This is a genomic window from Rhodococcus huquni, from assembly GCF_055231055.1.
Map to the genome: position 1 here is coordinate 546,651 of NZ_JBUYWE010000003.1, position 20,013 is coordinate 566,663.

The 20,013-nt window shown below is 65.7% G+C and carries 19 protein-coding genes; 10 read left to right on the forward strand and 9 right to left on the reverse strand.

Annotated features, from left to right (window positions below):
* Nucleotides 1–13 precede the first annotated feature (13 nt).
* On the reverse strand, nt 14–529 hold the full coding sequence (locus tag ACZI8R_RS09130) for a MarR family winged helix-turn-helix transcriptional regulator (protein WP_463379249.1): 516 nt from the start codon (nt 527–529) through the stop codon (nt 14–16).
* A 72-nt stretch (nt 530–601) separates the two neighbouring features.
* On the opposite strand from ACZI8R_RS09130, the gene ACZI8R_RS09135 reads away from it, so the two are divergent.
* Nucleotides 602–2,044, forward strand: a complete 1,443-nt coding sequence (locus ACZI8R_RS09135) for an FUSC family protein (RefSeq protein ID WP_463379250.1) — start codon at nt 602–604, stop codon at nt 2,042–2,044.
* A 4-nt stretch (nt 2,045–2,048) separates the two neighbouring features.
* On the opposite strand, the gene pyrE is transcribed toward ACZI8R_RS09135, so the two are convergent.
* The 3 genes from pyrE to ACZI8R_RS09150 are packed head-to-tail and all read right to left on the reverse strand — an operon-like array spanning nt 2,049 to nt 4,157.
* On the reverse strand, nt 2,049–2,582 hold the full coding sequence (gene pyrE, locus ACZI8R_RS09140) for an orotate phosphoribosyltransferase (RefSeq protein WP_463379251.1): 534 nt from the start codon (nt 2,580–2,582) through the stop codon (nt 2,049–2,051).
* Nucleotides 2,583–2,603: 21 nt separating this feature from the next.
* The gene (locus ACZI8R_RS09145) at nt 2,604–3,392 is read right to left on the reverse strand and encodes an SDR family NAD(P)-dependent oxidoreductase (RefSeq protein WP_463379252.1); all 789 of its coding nucleotides are present in this window, start codon (nt 3,390–3,392) and stop codon (nt 2,604–2,606) included.
* Nucleotides 3,393–3,395: 3 nt separating this feature from the next.
* Nucleotides 3,396–4,157, reverse strand: coding sequence for a type III secretion system chaperone family protein (locus ACZI8R_RS09150; RefSeq protein ID WP_463379302.1), 762 nt, complete (start codon nt 4,155–4,157; stop codon nt 3,396–3,398).
* A gap of 110 nt (nt 4,158–4,267) precedes the next feature.
* On the opposite strand from ACZI8R_RS09150, the gene ACZI8R_RS09155 reads away from it, so the two are divergent.
* From ACZI8R_RS09155 to ACZI8R_RS09165, 3 genes are read left to right on the forward strand one after another with little or no spacing between them, the layout of a single operon-like run.
* The gene (locus ACZI8R_RS09155) at nt 4,268–4,867 is read left to right on the forward strand and encodes a TetR/AcrR family transcriptional regulator (RefSeq protein ID WP_463379253.1); all 600 of its coding nucleotides are present in this window, start codon (nt 4,268–4,270) and stop codon (nt 4,865–4,867) included.
* A complete protein-coding gene (locus ACZI8R_RS09160; protein ID WP_463379254.1) occupies nt 4,864–5,358 on the forward strand; it encodes a nitroreductase family deazaflavin-dependent oxidoreductase in 495 nt (164 codons plus the stop codon). Before ACZI8R_RS09155 ends, ACZI8R_RS09160 begins: the two co-directional genes overlap by 4 nt.
* Entirely contained in the window at nt 5,358–5,924 is a 567-nt protein-coding gene (locus ACZI8R_RS09165) for a hypothetical protein (RefSeq protein ID WP_463379255.1), read from the forward strand. Before ACZI8R_RS09160 ends, ACZI8R_RS09165 begins: the two co-directional genes overlap by 1 nt.
* Before the next feature lie 60 nt (nt 5,925–5,984).
* On the opposite strand, the gene ACZI8R_RS09170 is transcribed toward ACZI8R_RS09165, so the two are convergent.
* The 3 genes from ACZI8R_RS09170 to ACZI8R_RS09180 form a co-directional block, all read right to left on the reverse strand.
* Nucleotides 5,985–6,881, reverse strand: a complete 897-nt coding sequence (locus tag ACZI8R_RS09170) for a hypothetical protein (protein WP_463379256.1) — start codon at nt 6,879–6,881, stop codon at nt 5,985–5,987.
* A gap of 149 nt (nt 6,882–7,030) precedes the next feature.
* Nucleotides 7,031–9,583 (reverse strand): ATP-dependent chaperone ClpB, encoded by a 2,553-nt coding sequence (gene clpB / locus ACZI8R_RS09175; RefSeq protein ID WP_463379257.1) that lies wholly within the window; start codon nt 9,581–9,583, stop codon nt 7,031–7,033.
* Between the two features lie 125 nt (nt 9,584–9,708).
* The gene (locus tag ACZI8R_RS09180; protein WP_463379258.1) at nt 9,709–10,797 is read right to left on the reverse strand and encodes an alpha/beta hydrolase; all 1,089 of its coding nucleotides are present in this window, start codon (nt 10,795–10,797) and stop codon (nt 9,709–9,711) included.
* Between the two features lie 297 nt (nt 10,798–11,094).
* On the opposite strand from ACZI8R_RS09180, the gene ACZI8R_RS09185 reads away from it, so the two are divergent.
* The 5 genes from ACZI8R_RS09185 (at nt 11,095) to ACZI8R_RS09205 (ending at nt 16,369) form a co-directional block, all read left to right on the forward strand.
* Nucleotides 11,095–12,288: a globin domain-containing protein gene (locus tag ACZI8R_RS09185; RefSeq protein WP_463379259.1), complete on the forward strand. Its 1,194-nt coding sequence runs from the start codon at nt 11,095–11,097 to the stop codon at nt 12,286–12,288.
* A gap of 38 nt (nt 12,289–12,326) precedes the next feature.
* Nucleotides 12,327–13,070, forward strand: coding sequence for an FAD-binding oxidoreductase (locus ACZI8R_RS09190; protein ID WP_463379260.1), 744 nt, complete (start codon nt 12,327–12,329; stop codon nt 13,068–13,070).
* A 173-nt stretch (nt 13,071–13,243) separates the two neighbouring features.
* On the forward strand, nt 13,244–14,407 hold the full coding sequence (locus ACZI8R_RS09195) for a globin domain-containing protein (protein ID WP_463379261.1): 1,164 nt from the start codon (nt 13,244–13,246) through the stop codon (nt 14,405–14,407).
* Nucleotides 14,398–15,117, forward strand: coding sequence for a DivIVA domain-containing protein (locus ACZI8R_RS09200; RefSeq protein ID WP_463379262.1), 720 nt, complete (start codon nt 14,398–14,400; stop codon nt 15,115–15,117). The genes ACZI8R_RS09195 and ACZI8R_RS09200 overlap by 10 nt, the downstream gene beginning before the upstream one ends.
* A 28-nt stretch (nt 15,118–15,145) precedes the next feature.
* The gene (locus tag ACZI8R_RS09205) at nt 15,146–16,369 is read left to right on the forward strand and encodes a globin domain-containing protein (protein WP_463379263.1); all 1,224 of its coding nucleotides are present in this window, start codon (nt 15,146–15,148) and stop codon (nt 16,367–16,369) included.
* A 5-nt stretch (nt 16,370–16,374) separates the two neighbouring features.
* Here the strand turns inward: ACZI8R_RS09205 and ACZI8R_RS09210 are convergent, their stop codons facing one another.
* Nucleotides 16,375–17,625, reverse strand: coding sequence for an alpha/beta hydrolase fold domain-containing protein (locus ACZI8R_RS09210; RefSeq protein ID WP_463379264.1), 1,251 nt, complete (start codon nt 17,623–17,625; stop codon nt 16,375–16,377).
* A 9-nt stretch (nt 17,626–17,634) separates the two neighbouring features.
* Nucleotides 17,635–19,203 (reverse strand): AMP-binding protein, encoded by a 1,569-nt coding sequence (locus ACZI8R_RS09215; protein WP_463379265.1) that lies wholly within the window; start codon nt 19,201–19,203, stop codon nt 17,635–17,637.
* Nucleotides 19,204–19,463: 260 nt separating this feature from the next.
* Here ACZI8R_RS09215 and ACZI8R_RS09220 point away from each other — a divergent pair, with 260 nt between their 5' ends.
* Entirely contained in the window at nt 19,464–19,850 is a 387-nt protein-coding gene (locus tag ACZI8R_RS09220) for a hypothetical protein (RefSeq protein WP_463379266.1), read from the forward strand.
* The last annotated feature ends 163 nt before the right edge of the window (nt 19,851–20,013 follow it).

The following is a 20,013-nucleotide window of genomic DNA, read 5'->3' on the forward strand; positions in this document are numbered from 1 at the left end:
TCGAACCGCTCGGCTAGTGCCGCTCCCCTGCTTCGACGTTCACCGAGATGCGTCGAAGCAGGGCGGCGAGCGTCTTGCGTTCGTCGTCGTCGAGGCCGTCCAGGAACCGGGCGTCTCGACCGATGCGATCCGGAAGTTCCTCGTCCACCAACTCGCGGCCGGCCTCGGTGAGGTCCAGGAGTACGACTCGCCCGTCACGCTCGAACGCCCGGCGCTGGACGAGGCCGGCCCGAACCAGCCGGTCGACCTGTTTTGTCGTGGACGCGCCGCTCAGCATCGTGACCGCGGTGACCTCGCTGGTGCGCAGTGGACGATCGTTGCGGGCCAGGACACACAGCAGATCGAATTCTGCGCGCGATACCCCTCGGGGCTCGAGCGCCCGGTCGAGCTGATGTAGCGCCCTCGTCGCGATGCGGGTTATGCGCGCCATCACCTCGATCGGCTCGGTGTCGAGATCAGGGCGCGCACTCGCCCATTCACGACGCATCCGATCGACGTGGTCCTCGTCGGGGCCGGGCAGCGAACTCATGCACTCACCCTAGCGACTGATCTCACAGCCTCTCGTATTACTTTACTGGTGAACTACCTGTAAACTATGGGAATGCCCTCGACCACGCTGAACGCCGCAACGGACCATTTCCGGCATACACGCGGGGCATTGTCACACTCGGTTTCCCGGCGCGCCTGGCGCGAGGCCATGCACATTCGGTCCGCCGACGCCACGGTCGGTCCCGCCCTGCGGGTCGGACTCGGAGTGGCCCTCGCACTGATCGTGGGTGGACTGCTCGGCCACCCCATGCTCGGCGCGGTCGCGGGTCTCGGCGCGATCACCGCAGCATTCTGCCGCCACCAGCCGATGCCACTGATCGCCCCGCGTCTGATGATCTACGGCGTCACGTCGGTGACCTTCGTGTTTCTCGGATCGTTGATGAGTGCGACGAATGTTCCGACCACGACGCAACTTCTGATCTTCTCCGTGTGCGCCGGCCTCGCGATACATGTGTTCGCGGCCTTCGAAATCACCGGGCCCGGCCCGGTGGTGATCCTGCTCGGCGCGAGTGCCGCGGCCGGGCCGAGCAACACACTCGCAGACGTTCCGGTCGTTACCGCTGCCGCCGCTGCCGGCGCGGCCCTCGGCCTGGTCGCTGCCCTCGCCCCGCGCATCCTGCATCCGATGGGGGCGGCCCGCCTCGCCGTCGCACGAGCCCTCGCGGCCGTCGCACGAATCGAGAAGCTCGACGAACCCGGTGATGCCGCCGCGCGCCGAGACGCAGTCGTCACTGCTCGCGGCGCACTCGCCCACGCACACTCGACGATCGAGCTCAGCAACCCGACGTCCCAGCACGGGAAAGCGCTCACGGCTGTCCTCGTCGAAGCGGACGCGGCAGTCGACGAATGGATCGACGCAGGGGCAAGTAGCCGGATCGCTTCCGTCACCCGTCACGAGCGGGAACTCCGCAAGGTCCGCCGCAACTGCGACATCCCTGCCTACGAACTCGCCGAGACCCGCCGTCCGCATGTGGAGGCGCCGCGCCCGCTGTGGCGCACCGCGCGTGAACGGTGGACGTCGCCCGCCATGATCGCGTCGGCAGTCCGCACGGGCGTGGCCGCCGCCATCGCGAGTTTCGCGGCGGTCGGACTGAACCTCGAGCATCCGATGTGGGCGATGTTCGGCGCAGTGGCCGCGCTACAGGGCCTGAGCTTCTCGCACACGGTGGAGCGGGGCATCCAGCGCGTGATCGGCAATCTTGCGGGCGCGCTGTTGGCCATCGCCATCCTGGCGGCAGGACCGCACTACTGGCACCTGGTGATCGGGATCGCCGTCCTTCAGACTCTCGCCGAGCTATGGGCACCCCGGCAGTACGCCGTGACGTCCATGGTGCTGGGAGCGGGGACCGTACTCATCGTGGCCATCGGCGCCGACATCTCACCCGATGTCGCATTCGACCGCGTGGCGGACACGATCATCGGTGTCGTTGTCGGCATCGTCGTCGCGGCGCTCACACTGAGCCACGCCGACCCGATGCGGGCAGAAGCAGCCTGACGCTTCAGTCGAGACCGAGGTCCGACAATCCCAGCAACGACCGGTACTCGACGCCCTCGGCTGCGATCACTGCGTCTGCACCGGTCGCCCGATCCACGACGGTGGCGACACCCACCACGGTCGCACCGGCATCGCGAAGCGCCTTCACTGCCGTGAGTGGTGAATTGCCGGTGGTGGTGGTGTCTTCGACCACCAGAACCCGCTTGCCGGTGACATCCGGGCCTTCGATCTGCCGTTGCATCCCGTGGGCCTTCGCTTCCTTGCGAACGACGAAGGAGTCGATCGGGCGTCCGGGCGCGTGCATCACCGCGAGGGCAACCGGATCGGCGCCCATCGTGAGGCCGCCGACCGCGTCGAAATCCCAGTCCGACACCAGCTCACGGATCAGTGTGCCGATGAGCGGCCCGGCCTCGTTGTGCAGGGTGGCACGCCGCAGATCGACGTAGTAGTCGGCTTCTTTACCCGACGACAGCGTCACTCGGCCGTGCACCACGGCCAGTTCGCGTACCAGTTCCGCCAGTTTCTCGCGATCGCTCATGAGCGCCCAGCCTACCGACTGTCAGGTTCTGCCACGCCCCCGGCCGACCACGTTGGTCAGGCGCCTCACGAGGCCCTGCGGAACCAGTCGGCCGACCGTCGTCAGCACCTTGTATTGGAGACCGGGAATGCTCACCACCGTGCCGGACCGCAGATCCGACAACGACGCGGACACCACCTGCTCCACGTCGAGCCACATGAGGTCGGGCATGGAGCTCATCTCGATGCCCGCGCGCTCGTGGAATTCGGTGCGGACGAATCCCGGACAGAGCGCCTGCACTCGCACCCCGGTGCCCGCCAGGCCGCCGGAGAGTCCCTGAGTGAAGGAGATGACGTAGGCCTTGCTCGCCGAGTATGTGGAACCGCGACCGGGCAGGATGCCGGCGACGCTCGCCACGTTGATGACCGTGCCGTTCGCGGCCGCCACCATCGAGGGAAGTGCGGCGCGGGTGAGTTGCATGACCGCGGTGACGTTGACGTCGAGTTGCGATTGCAGCAGTTTCGGGTCCGCGGTCCAGAACTCTCCCGACGTACCGAATCCGGCGTTGTTGACGAGAACGTCCACACCGTTGCTCAGCCGCTCGGACACTGCCTGGCGACCGTCTTCGGTGGCCAGATCGGCCGCAAGCACCTGCGAATCGGTTCCGAATGTGGACTTCAGATCCAGGGCGAGCTCATGCATCCGAGCTTCGTCGCGGGCCACGAGCACGAGGTCGTAGCCCAGCGAGGCGAATTTGCGGGCGAACCCCGCACCGAGTCCGGACGTGGGCCCGGTGACGAGCGCGACCGGCCGACTGTCGATTCCCGTCACCCTCTACCTGCGACCTTCGCCGGGGCGACCGGGCAGCGGCGGACGACCGGTGGGCTTGCGTCCCCCGACTGCCTGAGCGACGACCGGACGACCGCGAGCGGGGCGGTCGTCGTGTGGGTGCGGACGGCCTGGATCGTGATGGTCACGATCGACATTGCCACGACCGATGGTGGGCGGCAGAACGTGCAGGATGCCGGAGAGCCGGGCCACCGTCTCGATCGCCGAATCCCATTCGCGACCGGAACTGCCGATGGGCAGTGAACCCAAGGTCCACGGCCCCTCGCTCCACAGCATGTTGACGTGCGGAGGAACGGACTCGGTGAACGCGACCATGCGCTGATCGCATACCCGGCGAGCAATCTCGAGATCCGTCGCGAAGACCACCCGAGGGCCCATCGCGCCGAGCAACTCCAGATCGGAGTCCTTCGGCGGCGGTGTGGACTTGAGGCGCAGGTCGATGTCGACATCGGAACCCACGTCTCGTCGCACGGCGACGATGGTGGCGGTTTCTTCGAGGTCGAACAGAACGAACGATTCGCCGCGACGCTCCCCCCGCACCACGTCCACGGCATCGAGGTATTCCTGTTTGGCCAGCACGGCGCGGTGGTACTGCCCTGGGAGCTGCGGCTCGGTCTCGGTGTACTTGTAGCCCTGCGCCCTGGCCCAGATCTGACGAACGCGACCTGTTTGATCTCGCCGCGACCTATCGAAATAGAGCAGCGCACATGCGCCGACGAGTGCAATCAGCGCGAGTAGAAACCACATTCCCGTCATCGATGTTCAGCCTAGCGGTTCGCCTCACTCGGGCGTACCCGACGCCGCTGGATCGGTAGAGAAGATTGCCGGATGCTAAACAAACGTTTACTATAGTAAACATGCGTTCACAGCAACCGGACGACCGAACATCGCGGGCACGGATCCGAGATGCCGCACTGACCCTGTTCGGCGACCGTGGCCCCGATGCGGTCACCGTCCGAGACGTCGCGGCGGCCGCAGGTGTGTCGCCCGCACTGGTCGTGCGCCACTACCAGTCCAAGGACGGTTTACGCACCGCCGTCGACGAACACGTGGCCAACGCGTTCGAGGGAATTCTCGACCAGGTCGTTTCGGCCGACTCCGCGTCGGCGTCGCTCGCAGAAGCGGTGATCCGATACCTGCCACCCGAATCTCCGATACCCGCATACCTCGGACGCATGCTCGTCACCGGCGGCCCGGTGGGCTCACCGCTGTTCGGTCGGCTGTTCGAGCTCAGCCGCAGCGCACTCGACCGAATGGCAGACGCCGGCACCGCCGAGATCGGCGAAGACCCACAGATCCGCGCCGCATACCTACTCGTCACGGATCTCGCCGTCCTTCTCCTTCGGACGCGGTTGCAGGAAGTCATCGGGGTCGACCCGTTGTCGGCGAGCGGAATGGAGCGCTGGGGCAACGAGGTCCTGAAGATTCACCGACACGGCTTGGGAGGCCGATCATGACCGAATCCAATGCTCTCGCTCGCGGGGCTGCCCGCCTTCTCCGATCGCGCCGAGCGATGCGGGCACCCATCTGGATCTACCGTGCCGGACTGGGTTTCCTTCTCGGTTCCCGCCTCTTGATGCTCGAACACATCGGACGAAAATCGGGCGCGCTACGGCAGGTGGTGCTCGAGGTCGTGGGACACCCCACGCCGGACACGTACATCGTGGTGTCGGGTTTCGGCCGCGAGGCCCAGTGGTTCCGCAACCTTCGGGCCGACCCTCGAATACGGGTGTCGGTTGCGTTCCGCCGATCTGCGGCCGGCACGGCTCGCCAACTCGATCAGGAGGAGGCCGACGCTGCCATCACGGCGTACGCGGCAAAGCATCCGCGGGCGTGGAAGAAGATGAAGCCGGCACTCGAGGACACACTGGGCGCCGCGATATCGGAGAGCCACACCGCGCTGCCGATGATGGAACTACGACTGACCGCCCGGAACGGGACCGCGTGATGAGTGCCATCCCGCTGCGCTCACGCGTTCGGGCGGCATGGCAGGATTTCGTCGGCCCCGAGGCGACCACGTTCGACAACACTGTCACCCTCGGCCTGGCGGTTCTCGGCGGCGTGGCCGCGCCGGCGTGTAGCGACCGCCCTCTACCCCCTGGACCACGTCTGGTCCTCCGGCTGCTCGCCGTCGACCTGTGGGGCGGCGCCTGGGTGAACAACACCTCGGCCTGCACACGTTGGTACGAGCGCCCTGGACAGTCCGAGGCGGATCACCTCGTGTTCGCCGCCATGCACGTCCATCCGGCGGCCATCGCATGGATGGACCGCGATCGCCCGCGCCGCGTTTCTCCCGCAATCTGGGCCGGCCTCCACTACGGATACCTGATGGTCTCGACAGTGCTGGTCAGGCGGTACCCGCAGCGTCGCCGTCTGCTCGGGACGGCACTGACCGGTGGTGGTGTCGCCCTCGACGCCCTGATGGGGCCGTCGCGGGTGGCACCGTGGTTCGCGCCGGTCTACTACGTCAAGCTGCTGCTGGGCCACGCCGCCGCAGGCGCACTGCAACCCTGACCAATGTCACACCGGTTCACCTGAGGCGAACCGGTGTGACATTGGTCAGGAGTAGGGGGGCTAGTTTCCGCCGGCTCCGGGGATAGCACTGTTGATAATCGTGTTCGCCGTCGTCGCGCCGTTCTCGACTTCGGTGCCCTGCACGATCACCCGGTCGCCCGGCTTCACATCGGCGACGGTGCCACCGGACAGACCGATCACTCGCGTGTCGGGGGTGGTGTTGACAGTGACCGTCGACCCACCGATTCCGTCGAGCGTGAGGGTCCCGCCTTCGTTGGCACTGACCGTGCCCAAGGTGGTGCCCATGCCGCCGAGGGCCTCACCGATACCGCCCGGCACTCCCTCCAACGGAGAACTTTCGGGAGCCGTCGACTCCTCGCTCTCGGACGGTGACGGCGTCGTGGTGGGAGCCTGCCGCTCCGAGGTGGTGGGCGGCGCCGCAGCGGTGGACGAATTGTCGCCACCCGAATTCGTCAGCGAGATCCCGAAGAGCACCACGGCGATCAGGAACAGCGCGGCAGCCGCGAGGATGACCCACTTGCCGATTCCGCCCTTCTTCTCGTCCTCCGGCGGCGGGACCTCGTCAGGCGACTGCTGGTGCGCTCCGTACGGGGGCTCACCCGGCGGGGGCCCGCCGTAGGGCGGATACGCCTGGGTGGCGTTGGGCGGTGCGGACTGCGGGTCGAAGCGCGGATCGTAGGCAGGGAACGCCTGCGTCTGGTTGCTGTACTGCTGCCCGTCCGGGTACTGCTGGGTCGGATACGCCTGGCTGTAGGCCTGTCCGTACGCCTGCGTGGGATCCGACGTCGAGAACTGCTGGGTGGGCTGCCCGAGATTCTGCGTCGGCTGCTCGACACGTTCGGTCGGCTGCTCGAACTGCTCGGTACGACCGTCACCCGTCTCGCGGGGGTCGTAGGCACGCTCCTGAGGAGTGCGCGGATCGTCGGGGTTCGGCATGGTTCCCCTCCCTTACTGGCTGTAGGTACGCACGATCACCGCTGTCAGCGTAGAGACGATAGTTAAGACATCCCTGTGAACGAGGGCCTGGGTCGAATGCGAGTATCCGGCGCCGACGATCATGTGTCGGCGCCGGATGCTCGTCGGCACTAGGCGAGCACCAGACCTTCACCGTCCTCGGCGACCCCGACCGTCACGGTGTCGCCGTCCTTCACCGCACCGGCCAGCAGGAGCTTCGCCAGTTGGTCACCGATGGCCTGCTGAACGAGCCTGCGCAGTGGACGGGCGCCGTACAGCGGGTCGTAGCCGCGGGCCGCGAGCCATGCCCGCGCCGGTTCCGACACGTCGAGCGTCAGGCGCCGCGCGGCCAAACGCTTCGAGAGTTGGCCGAGCTGGATGTCGACGATCGACTCGAGCTGCTTCTCGGACAACGGCTCGAACACGACCACGTCGTCGAGTCGGTTGATGAACTCCGGCTTGAAGGCGTGCCGCACCGCGTCCATCACCTGCTCGCGACTGCCACCGGCCCCGAGGTTCGAGGTCAGGATGAGGACGGTGTTGCGGAAGTCGACCGTGCGGCCTTGCCCGTCCGTCAAACGCCCCTCGTCGAGGACGGCGAGCAGGATGTCGAACACGTCCGGGTGCGCCTTCTCGACCTCGTCGAACAGCACCACCGTGTACGGACGACGACGTACTGCTTCGGTGAGCTGACCGCCGGCCTCGTAACCGACGTAGCCGGGAGGTGCACCGACGAGCCGCGCCACCGAATGCTTCTCGCTGTACTCGGACATGTCGATGCGCACCATGGCGCGCTCGTCGTCGAACATGAAATCGGCGAGCGACTTCGCGAGCTCCGTCTTACCGACACCGGTCGGCCCGAGGAACAGGAAGGATCCGGTCGGCCGGTTGGGGTCGGCGACACCGGCACGCGCCCGGCGCACCGCGTCCGACACCGCCTGCACGGCCTCGAACTGGCCGACGACTCGGTGCCCGAGTTCGTCTTCCATGCGCAGCAGCTTGGCGGTCTCGCCCTCCATCATTCGACCGGCCGGGATACCGGTCCAGGCCGCGACGACATCGGCGACATCGTCCGGTCCGACCTCTTCCTTGAGCATCACGTCACCGTCGGAGGCCGCACCCGATTCTTCTGCGGCCTGTTCGAGTTCCTTCTCCAGCTGCGGGATTCGGCCGTAGCGCAGTTCGGCGGCCTTGCCCAGGTCACCGTCGCGTTCGGCGCGATCGGATTCGCCGCGCAGGTTCTCGAGCTGTTCCTTGATCCCGCGGACCGAGTCGATCGCCTGCTTCTCGTTCTGCCACCTGGTGGTGAGCTGACTCAGCTTCTCGCGTTCGTCGGCCAGTTCCTGGCGCAGCTTCTCGAGTCGGTCCTGAGATGCGGCGTCCTGCTCCTTCTGCAGCGCCATCTCCTCGATTTCGAGGCGGCGAACGATCCGCTCCACGGAGTCGATTTCCTCCGGCCTCGAGTCAATCTCCATTCGCAGCCGGGAGGCCGCCTCGTCGACGAGGTCGATGGCCTTGTCCGGAAGGAACCGCGAGGTGATGTAGCGGTCGCTGAGGGTGGCCGCAGACACGAGCGCCGAGTCGGTGATGCGCACACCGTGGTGCACCTCGTACCGCTCCTTGAGTCCGCGCAGGATTCCGACGGTGTCCTCCACCGTGGGTTCGCCCACGAGCACCTGCTGGAACCGGCGTTCGAGCGCAGCATCCTTCTCGATGTACTTGCGGTACTCCTCGAGCGTGGTGGCGCCGACCAGCCGAAGTTCGCCACGCGCGAGCATCGGCTTGATCATGTTGCCGGCATCCATCGCCGATTCACCGGTCGCACCGGCACCCACGATGGTGTGCAGCTCGTCGATGAACGTGATGACCTGTCCGGCCGAGTTCTTGATGTCGTCGAGGACGGCCTTGAGCCGTTCCTCGAACTCGCCGCGATACTTGGCACCCGCAACCATCGAACCCAGGTCGAGTGAGACCACGGACTTGCCGCGCAACGACTCGGGAACGTCGCCCGCGATGATGCGCTGCGCGAGGCCCTCCACGATGGCCGTCTTGCCGACACCCGGTTCACCGATCAGAACGGGGTTGTTCTTGGTCCGCCGGCTCAGCACCTGCACGACCCGCCGGATTTCGTTGTCACGTCCGATCACCGGATCGAGCTTGCCGCCCCTGGCCGCCGCAGTGAGATCGGTGGAGTACTTCTCGAGAGCCTGATAGGTGCCTTCCGGATCAGGGCTCGTGACCCGTGCGCTACCTCGGACGGTGGTGAATGCATCACGCAGCGCGTCCGGTGTCGCGCCGTGGCGAGCGAGGAGAGTGGACACGTCCGACTCTCCCGAGGACAGACCGACCATGAGGTGCTCGGTCGAGACGTATTCGTCGTCGAGTTCGGTGGCGAGGTGCTGGGCGGCAGTCAGTGCCGCGAGCGCCTCTCTACCGAGTTGTGGCGTGGTGGTGGCGCCACTGGTCTTGGGGAGCTTGTCCACGAGCGTCTGTGCTTCTCGGTGGACGGTCGTGGGATCGACACCGACGGCTTTGAGCAGGGGCGCTGCAATGCCGTCGGTCTGGTCGAGCAGGGCCGCGAGCAGATGTGCGGGCCTGATGTCGGGGTTGCCGGACGACGACGCCGATTGAAGCGCAGCGGTCATCGCGGCCTGAGTCTTGGTGGTCGGGTTGAACGAATCCACTGGTCACCTCTCCTGGCTGTCGAACGTCTCCTCGTTCGTGCACCGATGTACCCGAACGATCCTTACATCCGTTCAACGTCCGAAAGGTTGAGTCTGTTCCGCTCAACTTTGAAAACTTTCGGTCGCTACCCGAGCTCGATCGACCTCGCGAGCATCGGCCACGAATCGTGCAGGTCCTGTTGCCAGTATTCCCACACGTGGGTGCCGTTCGGACGCAGATTCACGGTCGCGGGGATATCCAGGTCGCTCAACTTGTCGGCCATCCGAGTGGTGCACTCGTTGGTCACGGCCTCGATCATGCCGCCCACCACCACGCGGGTTGCCAGGGTCTTCTGATTCCCGTCCACCTTCGGGGCGTCGATCCGGTCGAATTCTCCGGGCAGGCCGGTTCCCGACGAGATGTACAAGGCCGTACCGCGCAGCTTCTCGGCGTTCACGTACGGATCGTTCCGGACCCACATGGGGTCGTTCGGACCACCCCACATGTTCACCGGATTGCCACCGAAATCCGAGACGGTGATCTCGACGAAGCGTCGGGCGATCGGATCGCTCGTCATCGCGCACCCGCTGTAGGCACCGACGCCCTCGTACAGGTCGGGTGCAGCAGTTGCGAGATTGAGGACCGAAGTGGTCGACATCGACAGGCCGATGAGGGCGTTCTTGCCGGTCGTCTCGAACGCGGAATCGACGATCGGTGGGAGTTCCTTCGTCAGGAAGGTCTCCCACTTGTTTCGGCCGAGCTCCGGATCGTCGCGCTGCCAGTCGGTGTAGTAGCTCGACTCCCCACCGAACGGGATGACCAGGTTGACGTTCTTGTCCGCGAAGAAACCCTCCACGTCGGTCATCTGTTCCCAGCCGTACTTGTCCGAATTTCCCTCGACACCGCCGAGCATGTAGACGGTGGACTGCGGGCCCTTCTTCGCGGTCCCCGGCTCGGGGCGCACGACCCGCACCTTGATGTCCTTGTCCATCGATGCGGAGTGGACCGTCAGGTTCAGCTGGCGGTCGGAGTGCTCCTCGACCTCACGCAACGTCGACCCGTTGGGTGCCTTTTCGGCGGCGTCCTTCACCTCTGCCGCCGGAACCAGCCCCGGCTTGGGATCCGCGTTCGCCACCGGCCCGCAGAACGCCGTACCGGCGATCGCGACCACTGCCACACATGCGGCGGACCTCGCCCTACTCCTGGCCGCGCCACCTCGCACACCGAAAACCATGAAGCCCCCTGAAGATTCCGTCGGCTCGACCCCGAGCCGATCAATGCCGACGCCTCCCCGCGGGGCATCACTGCCCGCACATCTTGGCATGTGCGCGCGTCCATACTGCATGGAAACTCCGTCAGGCACCACAGCTGGGGCCGATGTCGTGGCAATTCCCAGTGTCGACGCCGACCGCAGCCGCGATCCCTACACATTCGACGCATTCGACGAGCCGAGCCTCCCGGCGATGCGGGATAGAATGCTGAGAGTTCGACGAAGTTGCCGGACGACCACGACGAGGAACAGGGACGATCGATGACAGGGGGGCACGGATTGACCCGGGTATTGGACGAGGCGACCATCTCGCGGCTGCGTGCCAGTTTCACCTCGATTCGGTCCACTCCACACGGACCCGGACTGCTGTCCACGAACTTCTACGGGACCCTCTTCGCCGAGAATCCGCACTACCGATCGCTTTTCCCGGCCTCGATGGACGGGCAGGGCGACCGGTTCTTCAGGGCAATCGAATTCGTCGTCACGAACCTCGACGATGCGGAGCGGATGGAATCCTTCCTCGCTCAACTGGGCCGCGACCACCGCAAATTCGGCGTCGAGGGTCATCACTATCGCGCCATCGCGAATCCCCTCGTGGTCGCCGTCCAGCGGGCCTTCACCGAGGCGATCTGGACGCCCTCCCTCACTTTCGCGTGGCAAGAACTCGCAGGGCTGATGGCCGAGACCATGGCAGAGGCCGCGGACAACGACGACGTTCCCGCGGTGTGGGGCGCCACCGTCGTCAGCCACGAACGCAAGCTCGACGATCTGGCGGTGGTGCGCCTCGAGTGCGACACACCGATTCCCTACGGCGCCGGCCAGTACCTCAGCGTTCAGGTTCCCCAGCGTCCACGCCTGTGGCGGTACCTGTCTCCGGCCATCCCGTCCAATCCGCACGGGCAGCTCGAGTTTCACGTTCGCCGGGTGTCGGGCGGCTGGGTCAGTCCTGGCATCGTGTCCGAAACGCAGGTGGGTGATCGCTGGCTGCTCAGCTCGCCACTCGGCGGCCTGGAAGTGGATCGCACCTCCGACCGCGACGTCCTGATGATCGGCTCGGGGACGGGTATCGCGCCCCTGCGCGCGCAGGTCATGGAGATGGCGATGCGCTCGCAGAATCCGCGCGTCCACTTCTTCGTCGGCGGCAGGTTCCCGTGCGATCTGTACGACCTCGAGACACTGTGGCAACTCTCGCTCAGCAATCCCTGGCTGACCGTGGTCCCCGTCTCCGAAGAGGACGAGAACCCGTGGTGGCACGTCGCCCGAGAACAACACGCCCCGTCCGGCCTGCACCAGCGACTGAGCGGCCAGTTGGGCAGAGTCGTCGCGCAGTTCGGCTCGTGGGCCGATCGTCAGATTCAGATTTCCGGGTCTCCGGCGATGATCAAGACCACCGTGTACGCGCTGCAGGGCGGCGGCACCCCGGTCGACCTGATCAGTCACGATCCACTCGTGTGACCGCCCTCGCCCAGTTCGACAGTCGGGAGTAAACAGCAATGGAGTCCACCTGGACGGCCACGGTGGTCGAGCATCACCGCCTGCGTCACGATCTTGCGGTGGTGCGCCTCGTCGGTGACACCATCCCGTTCCGGCCCGGTCAGTACGTGGACGTGAGTGTTCCGCAGAATCCCCGCTTGCTCCGCAGGTTGTCGCCTGCCCTGCCACCTTCGCTGGACGGCAAGCTCGAGTTTCACGTTCGGTCGGTCCCCGGCGGCTGGGTCAGCGGCGCGATCGTCAACGACACTGCACCCGGCGACACCTGGCAGATCATGGATCCCCGCGGCGCCATGTCCGTGGACGACAGTGATCGCGATGTCGTCATGATCGCCGGCGGAACCGGATTGGCACCCTTCCGGTCGATCCTGCTGGATCTGGCGCAGCGAGAGTACCCACCGAAGGTGTTCCTCTTCGTCGGCGACCGCACGCCACGCGATCTGTATGCCTCGGACATGCTGTATCTACTGCTCCAGGATCTTCCCTGGCTCACGGTCGTCCCGGTGGTCGAGTCGGTGTACGACCCGGAGTGGGAGGACAGGTGGTACGAGCACGTCCGCTCCGACATCGGCTTCGGAGTCGACGATCTGATCGAGGGAACTCTGCCCGACGTGGTGACGTCGTACGGTGCCTTCACCGACCACCAGGTGCTCGTGTGCGGTTCCGCGGCCATGGTCCGCGCGACTCTCGACCGTCTGCACGCAACGGGCACCCCGCCGGAGAACATCCTGTCCGATCCGTACTGAGGGACGTCCCCGGAATCCGACTGCGAGATTGTTGCTGTGTTGTGGCTCAAAGCAAATGGTGAGTGTCCGGAAATTACACAACTTGCGAACGGACAGCGTTACCGATTAACTCTCGGGGCGGCGCCGACAGTGCCGCGAGAGTGAAAGGCACGAGCAATGCCCCTAGGCGCCACATGAACAGCGCAGCGCTGCAGGAAAGTTGGGCCGAGGTCGTCAAGGTGGGCGACTCGGCCAGTCAATACTTCTACTCGCACCTGTTCATTTCTCACCCCGAGGTGCGGGATATGTTTCCGCTCTCGATGGCTACGCAGCGCGATCGGTTCTTCAGTGCGCTGGGACGAATCATCGCCGACGTGGACAATTTGCCGACCGATTCTTCCTATCTCGAACAGCTGGGTCGCGAACACCGCAGGTTCGGGGTCATCGCAACGCATTACCCGGCCGCAGGCGCATCGCTCCTCGCCACTCTCGCCCACTTTCTCGGCCCCGCGTGGACTCCGACCCTCGCCGCGGAGTGGAACGCCGCGTACGCCGCTGTCGCCGAGATAATGCTCGCCGCGGCGAGGGCATCCGAACCGACCTCGCCGCCCTGGTGGGACGCCGAGGTCACCGCCGTGAAACGGCACAGTCTCGACATCACACTCCTCGAAGTGCGCACCGACCATCCGCTCCCGTTCGAGGCCGGCCAGTCGATGGCTCTGGAAGTCCCCCAGCGGCCGCGTACGTGGCGGTACTTCAGTCCTGCGAACGCACCACGTGACGATCGCACCATCGAGTTCCACGTGGAGATCGTTCCCGGTGGCCAGGTCAGCCCGGAGCTGGCACGAAACATGCGCCCAGGCGACCGGATCCGACTCGGAGCGCCGATAGGAAAGCGGCTCACTCTCGACCCCGACCACAGCGGGAATCTGCTGATGGTCGCGGGTGGTACCGGGCTCGCACCACTCCGTGCCGTCGTCGAGGAACTCGACAACCGTTGGGGAACGTCCGGCGGCGCCCCCAACGTCCTGCTGTTCCACGGGGTCCGTTACCGGCCGAATCTGTACGACCACGCCTACCTGACCCACATGAACAGTCGCCCGTGGTTCACCTACATTCCGGTGGTGTCCGACGACCCGACCTACACCGGACACCGCGGACTCGTCGGGACCGTTGCCGCCGAGATGTACTGGTGGGAGGGCTATACCGCCCTGGTGTGCGGCTCCGAAGGAATGGTTCGTCACACTGTCGACGAGCTCGTTCGAACGGGTCTCGATCCCGAGGCGATCCGTCACGAGGACTTTTCGCCGAACTCCGCCAGCGCACCCCAACCAACCGAGGTACTCACGTGGCGTTAAGTGCCGAAAACGTTCGCAATGCCGTGTTCTCGCACGCATCGAGGCTCAAGCAGGGCTACGACATGGCCGAGGTCGACGACTTCCTGGACGAGGTCGCACTCACCCTCGACGGAGCGCAGGCGTCGGCCCGCGACCGGCCGACGGACGCCGATAGCCGAGTGGTTGCTGAACTGCGGCAACGGGTCCGGGACCTCGAGGGTCGGCTCGCTCGAAATGCGCAAGGTGCCGCGCAGGGCCCCGGCCCGGGCGCATCCGCAGAGCTCGTCGCGGTGCGGCGTGAGCGCGACGATGCTCGCCGTCAGGTACAGCACCTTCGCGAGGCCGCACAGGGTAACGGCGGTGGTGGTGTCGACCCGCGCGCGGTGAATCTGCTGAGCCAGGCGCAGGCGTCCGCCGATCAGACGATCGCGGAAGCCGACCGCTACGCGCAGGAACTCGTCACGAGCGCTCGCCGACAGTTCCAGGAGATCCTGTTCAACGCACGAGAACTCGGAGCTCGCGCAGAAGAGAGCCGCAACAACGGCAACAGTGCGGCCACCGAGAAGCCGACCACCCCGGCCGCCGACGAGCGGACCGCCCCACCCGGGCCCGACATCGACGAGATGCGCAACTACGCCGAGCTTGCCCACGCTCAACTCGAAACTCTCATCTCCAAGCTGACGCCGGAAGCATCTCTCACAGCCCGAGAGTCCGACGCTCAGCGACTCTGACCATTCTGCGAACGAACGGAGAACCACTGTGCTGTCGGACAAGTCCAGAGAAGTGATCGAGGCGACGCTCCCCGCGGTCGGAGGTGCGATCGGCGACATCACGCCGCTCTTCTACAGCAAGCTGTTCGCCGCTCATCCCGAGCTCGAGCGCGACCTGTTCAACCGCGGAAACCAGAAGCAGGGCGAGCAGCAGAAGGCGCTCGCCGGTTCCATCGCCGCTTTCGCCACTCTGCAACTCGAGCCCGACCAGGCGAAGGTCGACGCGATCCTGTCCCGCATCGCGAACAAGCACGCCTCCCTGGGTGTGGAACCCGACGCGTACTGGATCGTGCACAAGTACCTGTTCGAAGCCATCGTCGAGGTGCTCGGCGAGGCAGTGACGGCCGACGTCGCAGCAGCCTGGGACGAGGTGTACTGGCTGATGGCCAACACGCTCATCTCCATGGAGGCGGGCCTGTACGAGCAGGCGGGCGTCAAGGCCGGCGACGTGTGGCGGACGGTGAACGTGGGCCAGCGGATCTACCAGTCCGCCGACTCGGTGTCTTTCGTTCTCACGTCCCCGGACGGACAGCCGCTGCCGTCGTTCTCGCCGGGCCAGTACGTATCCGTGGCCGTCACGCTCCCCGACGGTGCCCGTCAGATCCGCCAGTACAGCCTCTCGTCCGCCCCTTCTCGTGGCGACTGGCGTGTGACGATCAAGCGGATCGCCGAGAAGTCCGACGCCCTCGGCGTGCGCGAGCCCGCCGGCGAGGTGTCGAACCACCTGTACGAGAACATTTTCGAGGGTGACGAACTCACCGTGAGCTTGCCTTTCGGTGATTTGGTGCTCATCGACGACGGTAGCCCGGTCCTGCTCGCGTCCGCCGGTATCGGGTGCACCCCGATGATCGGCATTCTCGACCACCTCGCCGAGACCAACGATGCACGCAAGGTTGCCGTGCTCCACGCAGACCGATCGGCTGCGCATCACGCGCACCGCATCGAGCTGAAGCAGCTGGTCGATCGCATCCCCTCCGCCGAGGTTCACCAGTGGTACGAGGATCTCGGGACGCGTGACCACCTGGGGTCGGCACGCGAGGGTCATGCGGATCTCTCGGAGATCGCTCTCGATCCGAATACGCGCGCCTACCTGTGCGGGCCGCTGCCATTCATGTTGTCGCTCAAGCAGTCGCTGATCGAACGCAACGTGCCGGCCGAGAACATCCACTACGAGGTGTTCGGTCCGGACACCTGGGCCGGCGCCACCAAGTAGCTTCTTCAGCCCAGATGCTCGTCGAACCAGGCGAGCATCTGGGCGCGAGCGGTGGCCGTCCCGTACGTCACCGCGGCCGACGAGTCCCCGGCGCCGTGCTCCATTCCGGGTAGCTCGACGAATTCGTTGGGGACCCCACGCCTGGTCAGTTCGTCGGTGAACTCCCGGACGGGTCCCGGAAAGACGATGTGGTCACGACTACCCTGCCAGATCAGGGTGGGCGGCGACTGCTCGCTGATGTGTTCCATCGAACCGGATGCGCGATAGCGTTCGGGAAATTCCTGGGGCGGACCGCCGATATAGAGATCCCCGATCTGCTCGCCGTACTTGGAGTCCTCCTGCAGCGCGGCGAGATCCACCGCCGGGTACGCCGCTGCGACAGCGCGAACCGTAGGCAGGTCGCGAGCGTCGCCGCACGTCGGTTTCAAAGTTCCTTCGGCGGCCATGTATGCGGCATTGACAGCAAGATTGCCGCCCGACGACGCACCGAACGTCGCCACTCTGTCGACGTCGAACCCGTACTCGTCGGCGTTCGCCGTGAGCCACGTGAGTGCGCAGCCGACGTCCCCGACCTGGGTGTCCCAGTTGTGGAAGTCCGAGGTAGCGAGTCGGTAGTCGATGTCCACCACCGCGTATCCGTTGTCCGCGAGGAACCGGTTGTAGGCGTTCGGGCCTTTGCTGCCCGCCGAGAATCCTCCTCCGTGGATCGCAACCACCACCGGGTGCGGGCCTGGCACGTCGTCGGCAGGAAAGTAGAGGTCTGCGCCGAGATCGACGCCGTCCGCACTGCCGAACGTCACCGTGTCGTCCGGCGCCCCACGTTCCCCAGCGAGCGGAATCGCGGGTAGAAGGGGCGACACTCCGTACCCGTTCACGGCGGTGGCGAGCACCGTGGTCGTCACCGCTGTGCACACAAGTCCCACCGCACTCGCTCCGGCAACTGCGGTCGCCGACCCTCGCTTCCGCGGCGAAGCACGAAGGGCCACCACGGCAAGGGCAAGACCGACGAGTGCGATCAACACGTTGTACACACCGAGCACGTCGCGCACGGTGCCGATCATGACGATGCCCATCTGCACCGGCAGAACTCGCAGCGCCCACCCGACCCATTCGCTCGGAACGATCGCGAGCAACTGCGCCGCGAGGGTGTAGAGGGCGAGAACTGCGGCGACGGAGAGCGCAGCGGCCCGTCCGAGCCGGCGCCCTCTCGAAGGCGCGTCTTCTCGATCCGGGGCCGCGTCGCTACCGGCAGTCATGGGTGGACCCTACGCGGTCGCGCCCTCCCGATAGCGGGCGCGCAGCGTCTTCTTGTCCAGCTTTCCCAGCGGTGTCAAGGGCAGTTCTTCGACGAAGTCCACCGACTTGGGTGCGTGCACGGAACCCTTCGCCACCCGTACCCGCTCGACGAGTTCTTCCGCATCCACGGTCTGGCCGGAGCGCAACACGACGCAAGCCTTCACCGCTTCGCCCCACTTTTCGTCCGGTACACCGACCACGGCGACCGAGCCGACCGCCGGATGGGAGGAGATCGCGTCCTCGATCTCCCGAGGGAACACGTTGAAGCCGCCGGTGACGATCATGTCCTTCTTGCGGTCCACGATGGTCATGAAGCCGTCGCGGTCGCGGCGTGCGACGTCGCCCGTGTGCAGCCAGCCGCCGCGAAATGCCTCGGCGGTCTCTTCCGGCTTGTTCCAGTACCCCTTCATGATCAGAGGTCCACGCACACAGATCTCGCCGAGCTCGCCCTGAGGTACTTCGTGGAGGTCGTCGTCGAGGAGTTTCACGTCGAGCCACGGCACCGGCCGACCGCAGGTGGCGAGGCGTTCCGGATCGTCGGCGAGGTGCTCTTCCTTGCGGAGAACCGAGATGGTCATCCCGCATTCGGTCTGCCCGTAGAACTGGAAGAAGACCTGGCCGAGCTTCTCGATCCCTTCCTTCAACCGCGCCGGCGACATCGCGGACGCACCGTAGAAGAGGGTGTCGAGACTCGAGACGTCACGCGTCGCCAGGTCCGGATGGTCGAGCAGCATGTAGATCATGGTGGGCACCAGCATGGTCGCCGAAATCTTGTACTTCTCGATCGCCTCGAGCACTGCGCCCGGCTCGAATGCCGGAAGCACGACGAGTGCGCCGCCGCGCAGCAGCGTGGGGACGAAGAAGGCGGCACCCGCGTGGGAGAGCGGCGTACAGACGAGGAAGCGTGGCTGATCCGGCCACTGCCATTCCGCCATCTGGATCTGGTTGAGTGCCGCACCCGAGCGGTACGAACCCATCACTCCCTTGGGCTTGCCGGTGGTCCCGCCGGTGTAGACCATGCTGCTCGCGTCCTCGGGACCGACGTCGGCGGTGCGCAGCGGTCCCGGTTCGAACGTCGCCGCCAGAGCGAGGATGTCGGTACCCACTTCAGAGGGCCCCAACGACAACACGTTCTTCAAGGACGGCGACGCGGCCGAGAGGGCGGCTGCGCGTTCTTCGAAAAACCGCGGATCGAAGATCAGAGTCTCGATCTCGGCATCTCCGACGATGTACTGGTGATCGTCGAGAGAACCCATCGGATTGAGTGCGCTCGCTCTGCAACCGGAGATCATGGTCGCCCCCATGCTGATCAGCACCTCGGGTCGATTCTTCGACAGCATCGCGGTGCTCGAGCCAACCCCCACCCCGAGAGATGCCAGGGCCTGCGCAAATCCACTGATCTGGTCGCGCATCTGCGCCCCGGTCAGCACCACGTCACCGAGATACAGCGCCGGCTTGTCCAGATTCCGTTCGAGAGCCGCGACGAGAAGGTCCGCTGGGTAAGCGGGACGGTGGAGGTCTGCGTACTCGTCGGTCATTCGGTGTCCTCACTGCGCGCACGGGCTGTGTTCTGAGTCACCGCCACGATAGACCGTCGAGAGCAAAACTGGAACCTGTTACACCTTCCGAATTCCCTCGCACCCCCTGACCGATGTCACACCGGTTCAGCTGACGCGAACCGGTGTGACATCGGTCAGCCGGGGGTCCTCTGTTCGTGCGGAAAGTTAACGGTTTCCTGCGGGGCCGCGATCTACCTGTTGCAGGATCCGGAGAACGACCACAACGAGAAGGAGAAGCAGTGCGCATCATCCGAAACGCAGCGGTCATCATCGGGACAGGAGCATTCGTCCTCGCCGGCGCCGGCGCGGCATCAGCCGAGCCTGACGGAAACTCGTCCCTCGGCGGTGGAGGCGGCGCTGATCTGGCAATCCAGATCAACGGACCCGACAGCGGTGGCCCGCAAATGGGCAAGTGTCAGGTCACGGTCACGAACAACGGGGAGGAGGCCGCCGAGAACGTCGAGGTCACCGTCCGCAGTCTGGGCCCGGCCGCTCAGCAGTCGTTCGCGAAGATCGACGCCGGAGCGTCCGAGTCGTACTACAGCGAGTGCGGATTCGTGTCGTTCGCAACAGTGACCCCGCTGGATTCGAACCCCCTCGACAATTTCGCCAGCACTTTTTCCTGACCCACTACCCCTGACCAATGTCACACCGGTTCAGCTGAGGCGGGGTCAACCGGTCGATGCACCACGGCTCCTGATCAGGTGTGGGTGATGTGCGATGACGGGATGTGCGTCGAAGCTGGACGAGGCGCGCGATAGTTTCTTCGCCATGGTCGATTCCGGTGTG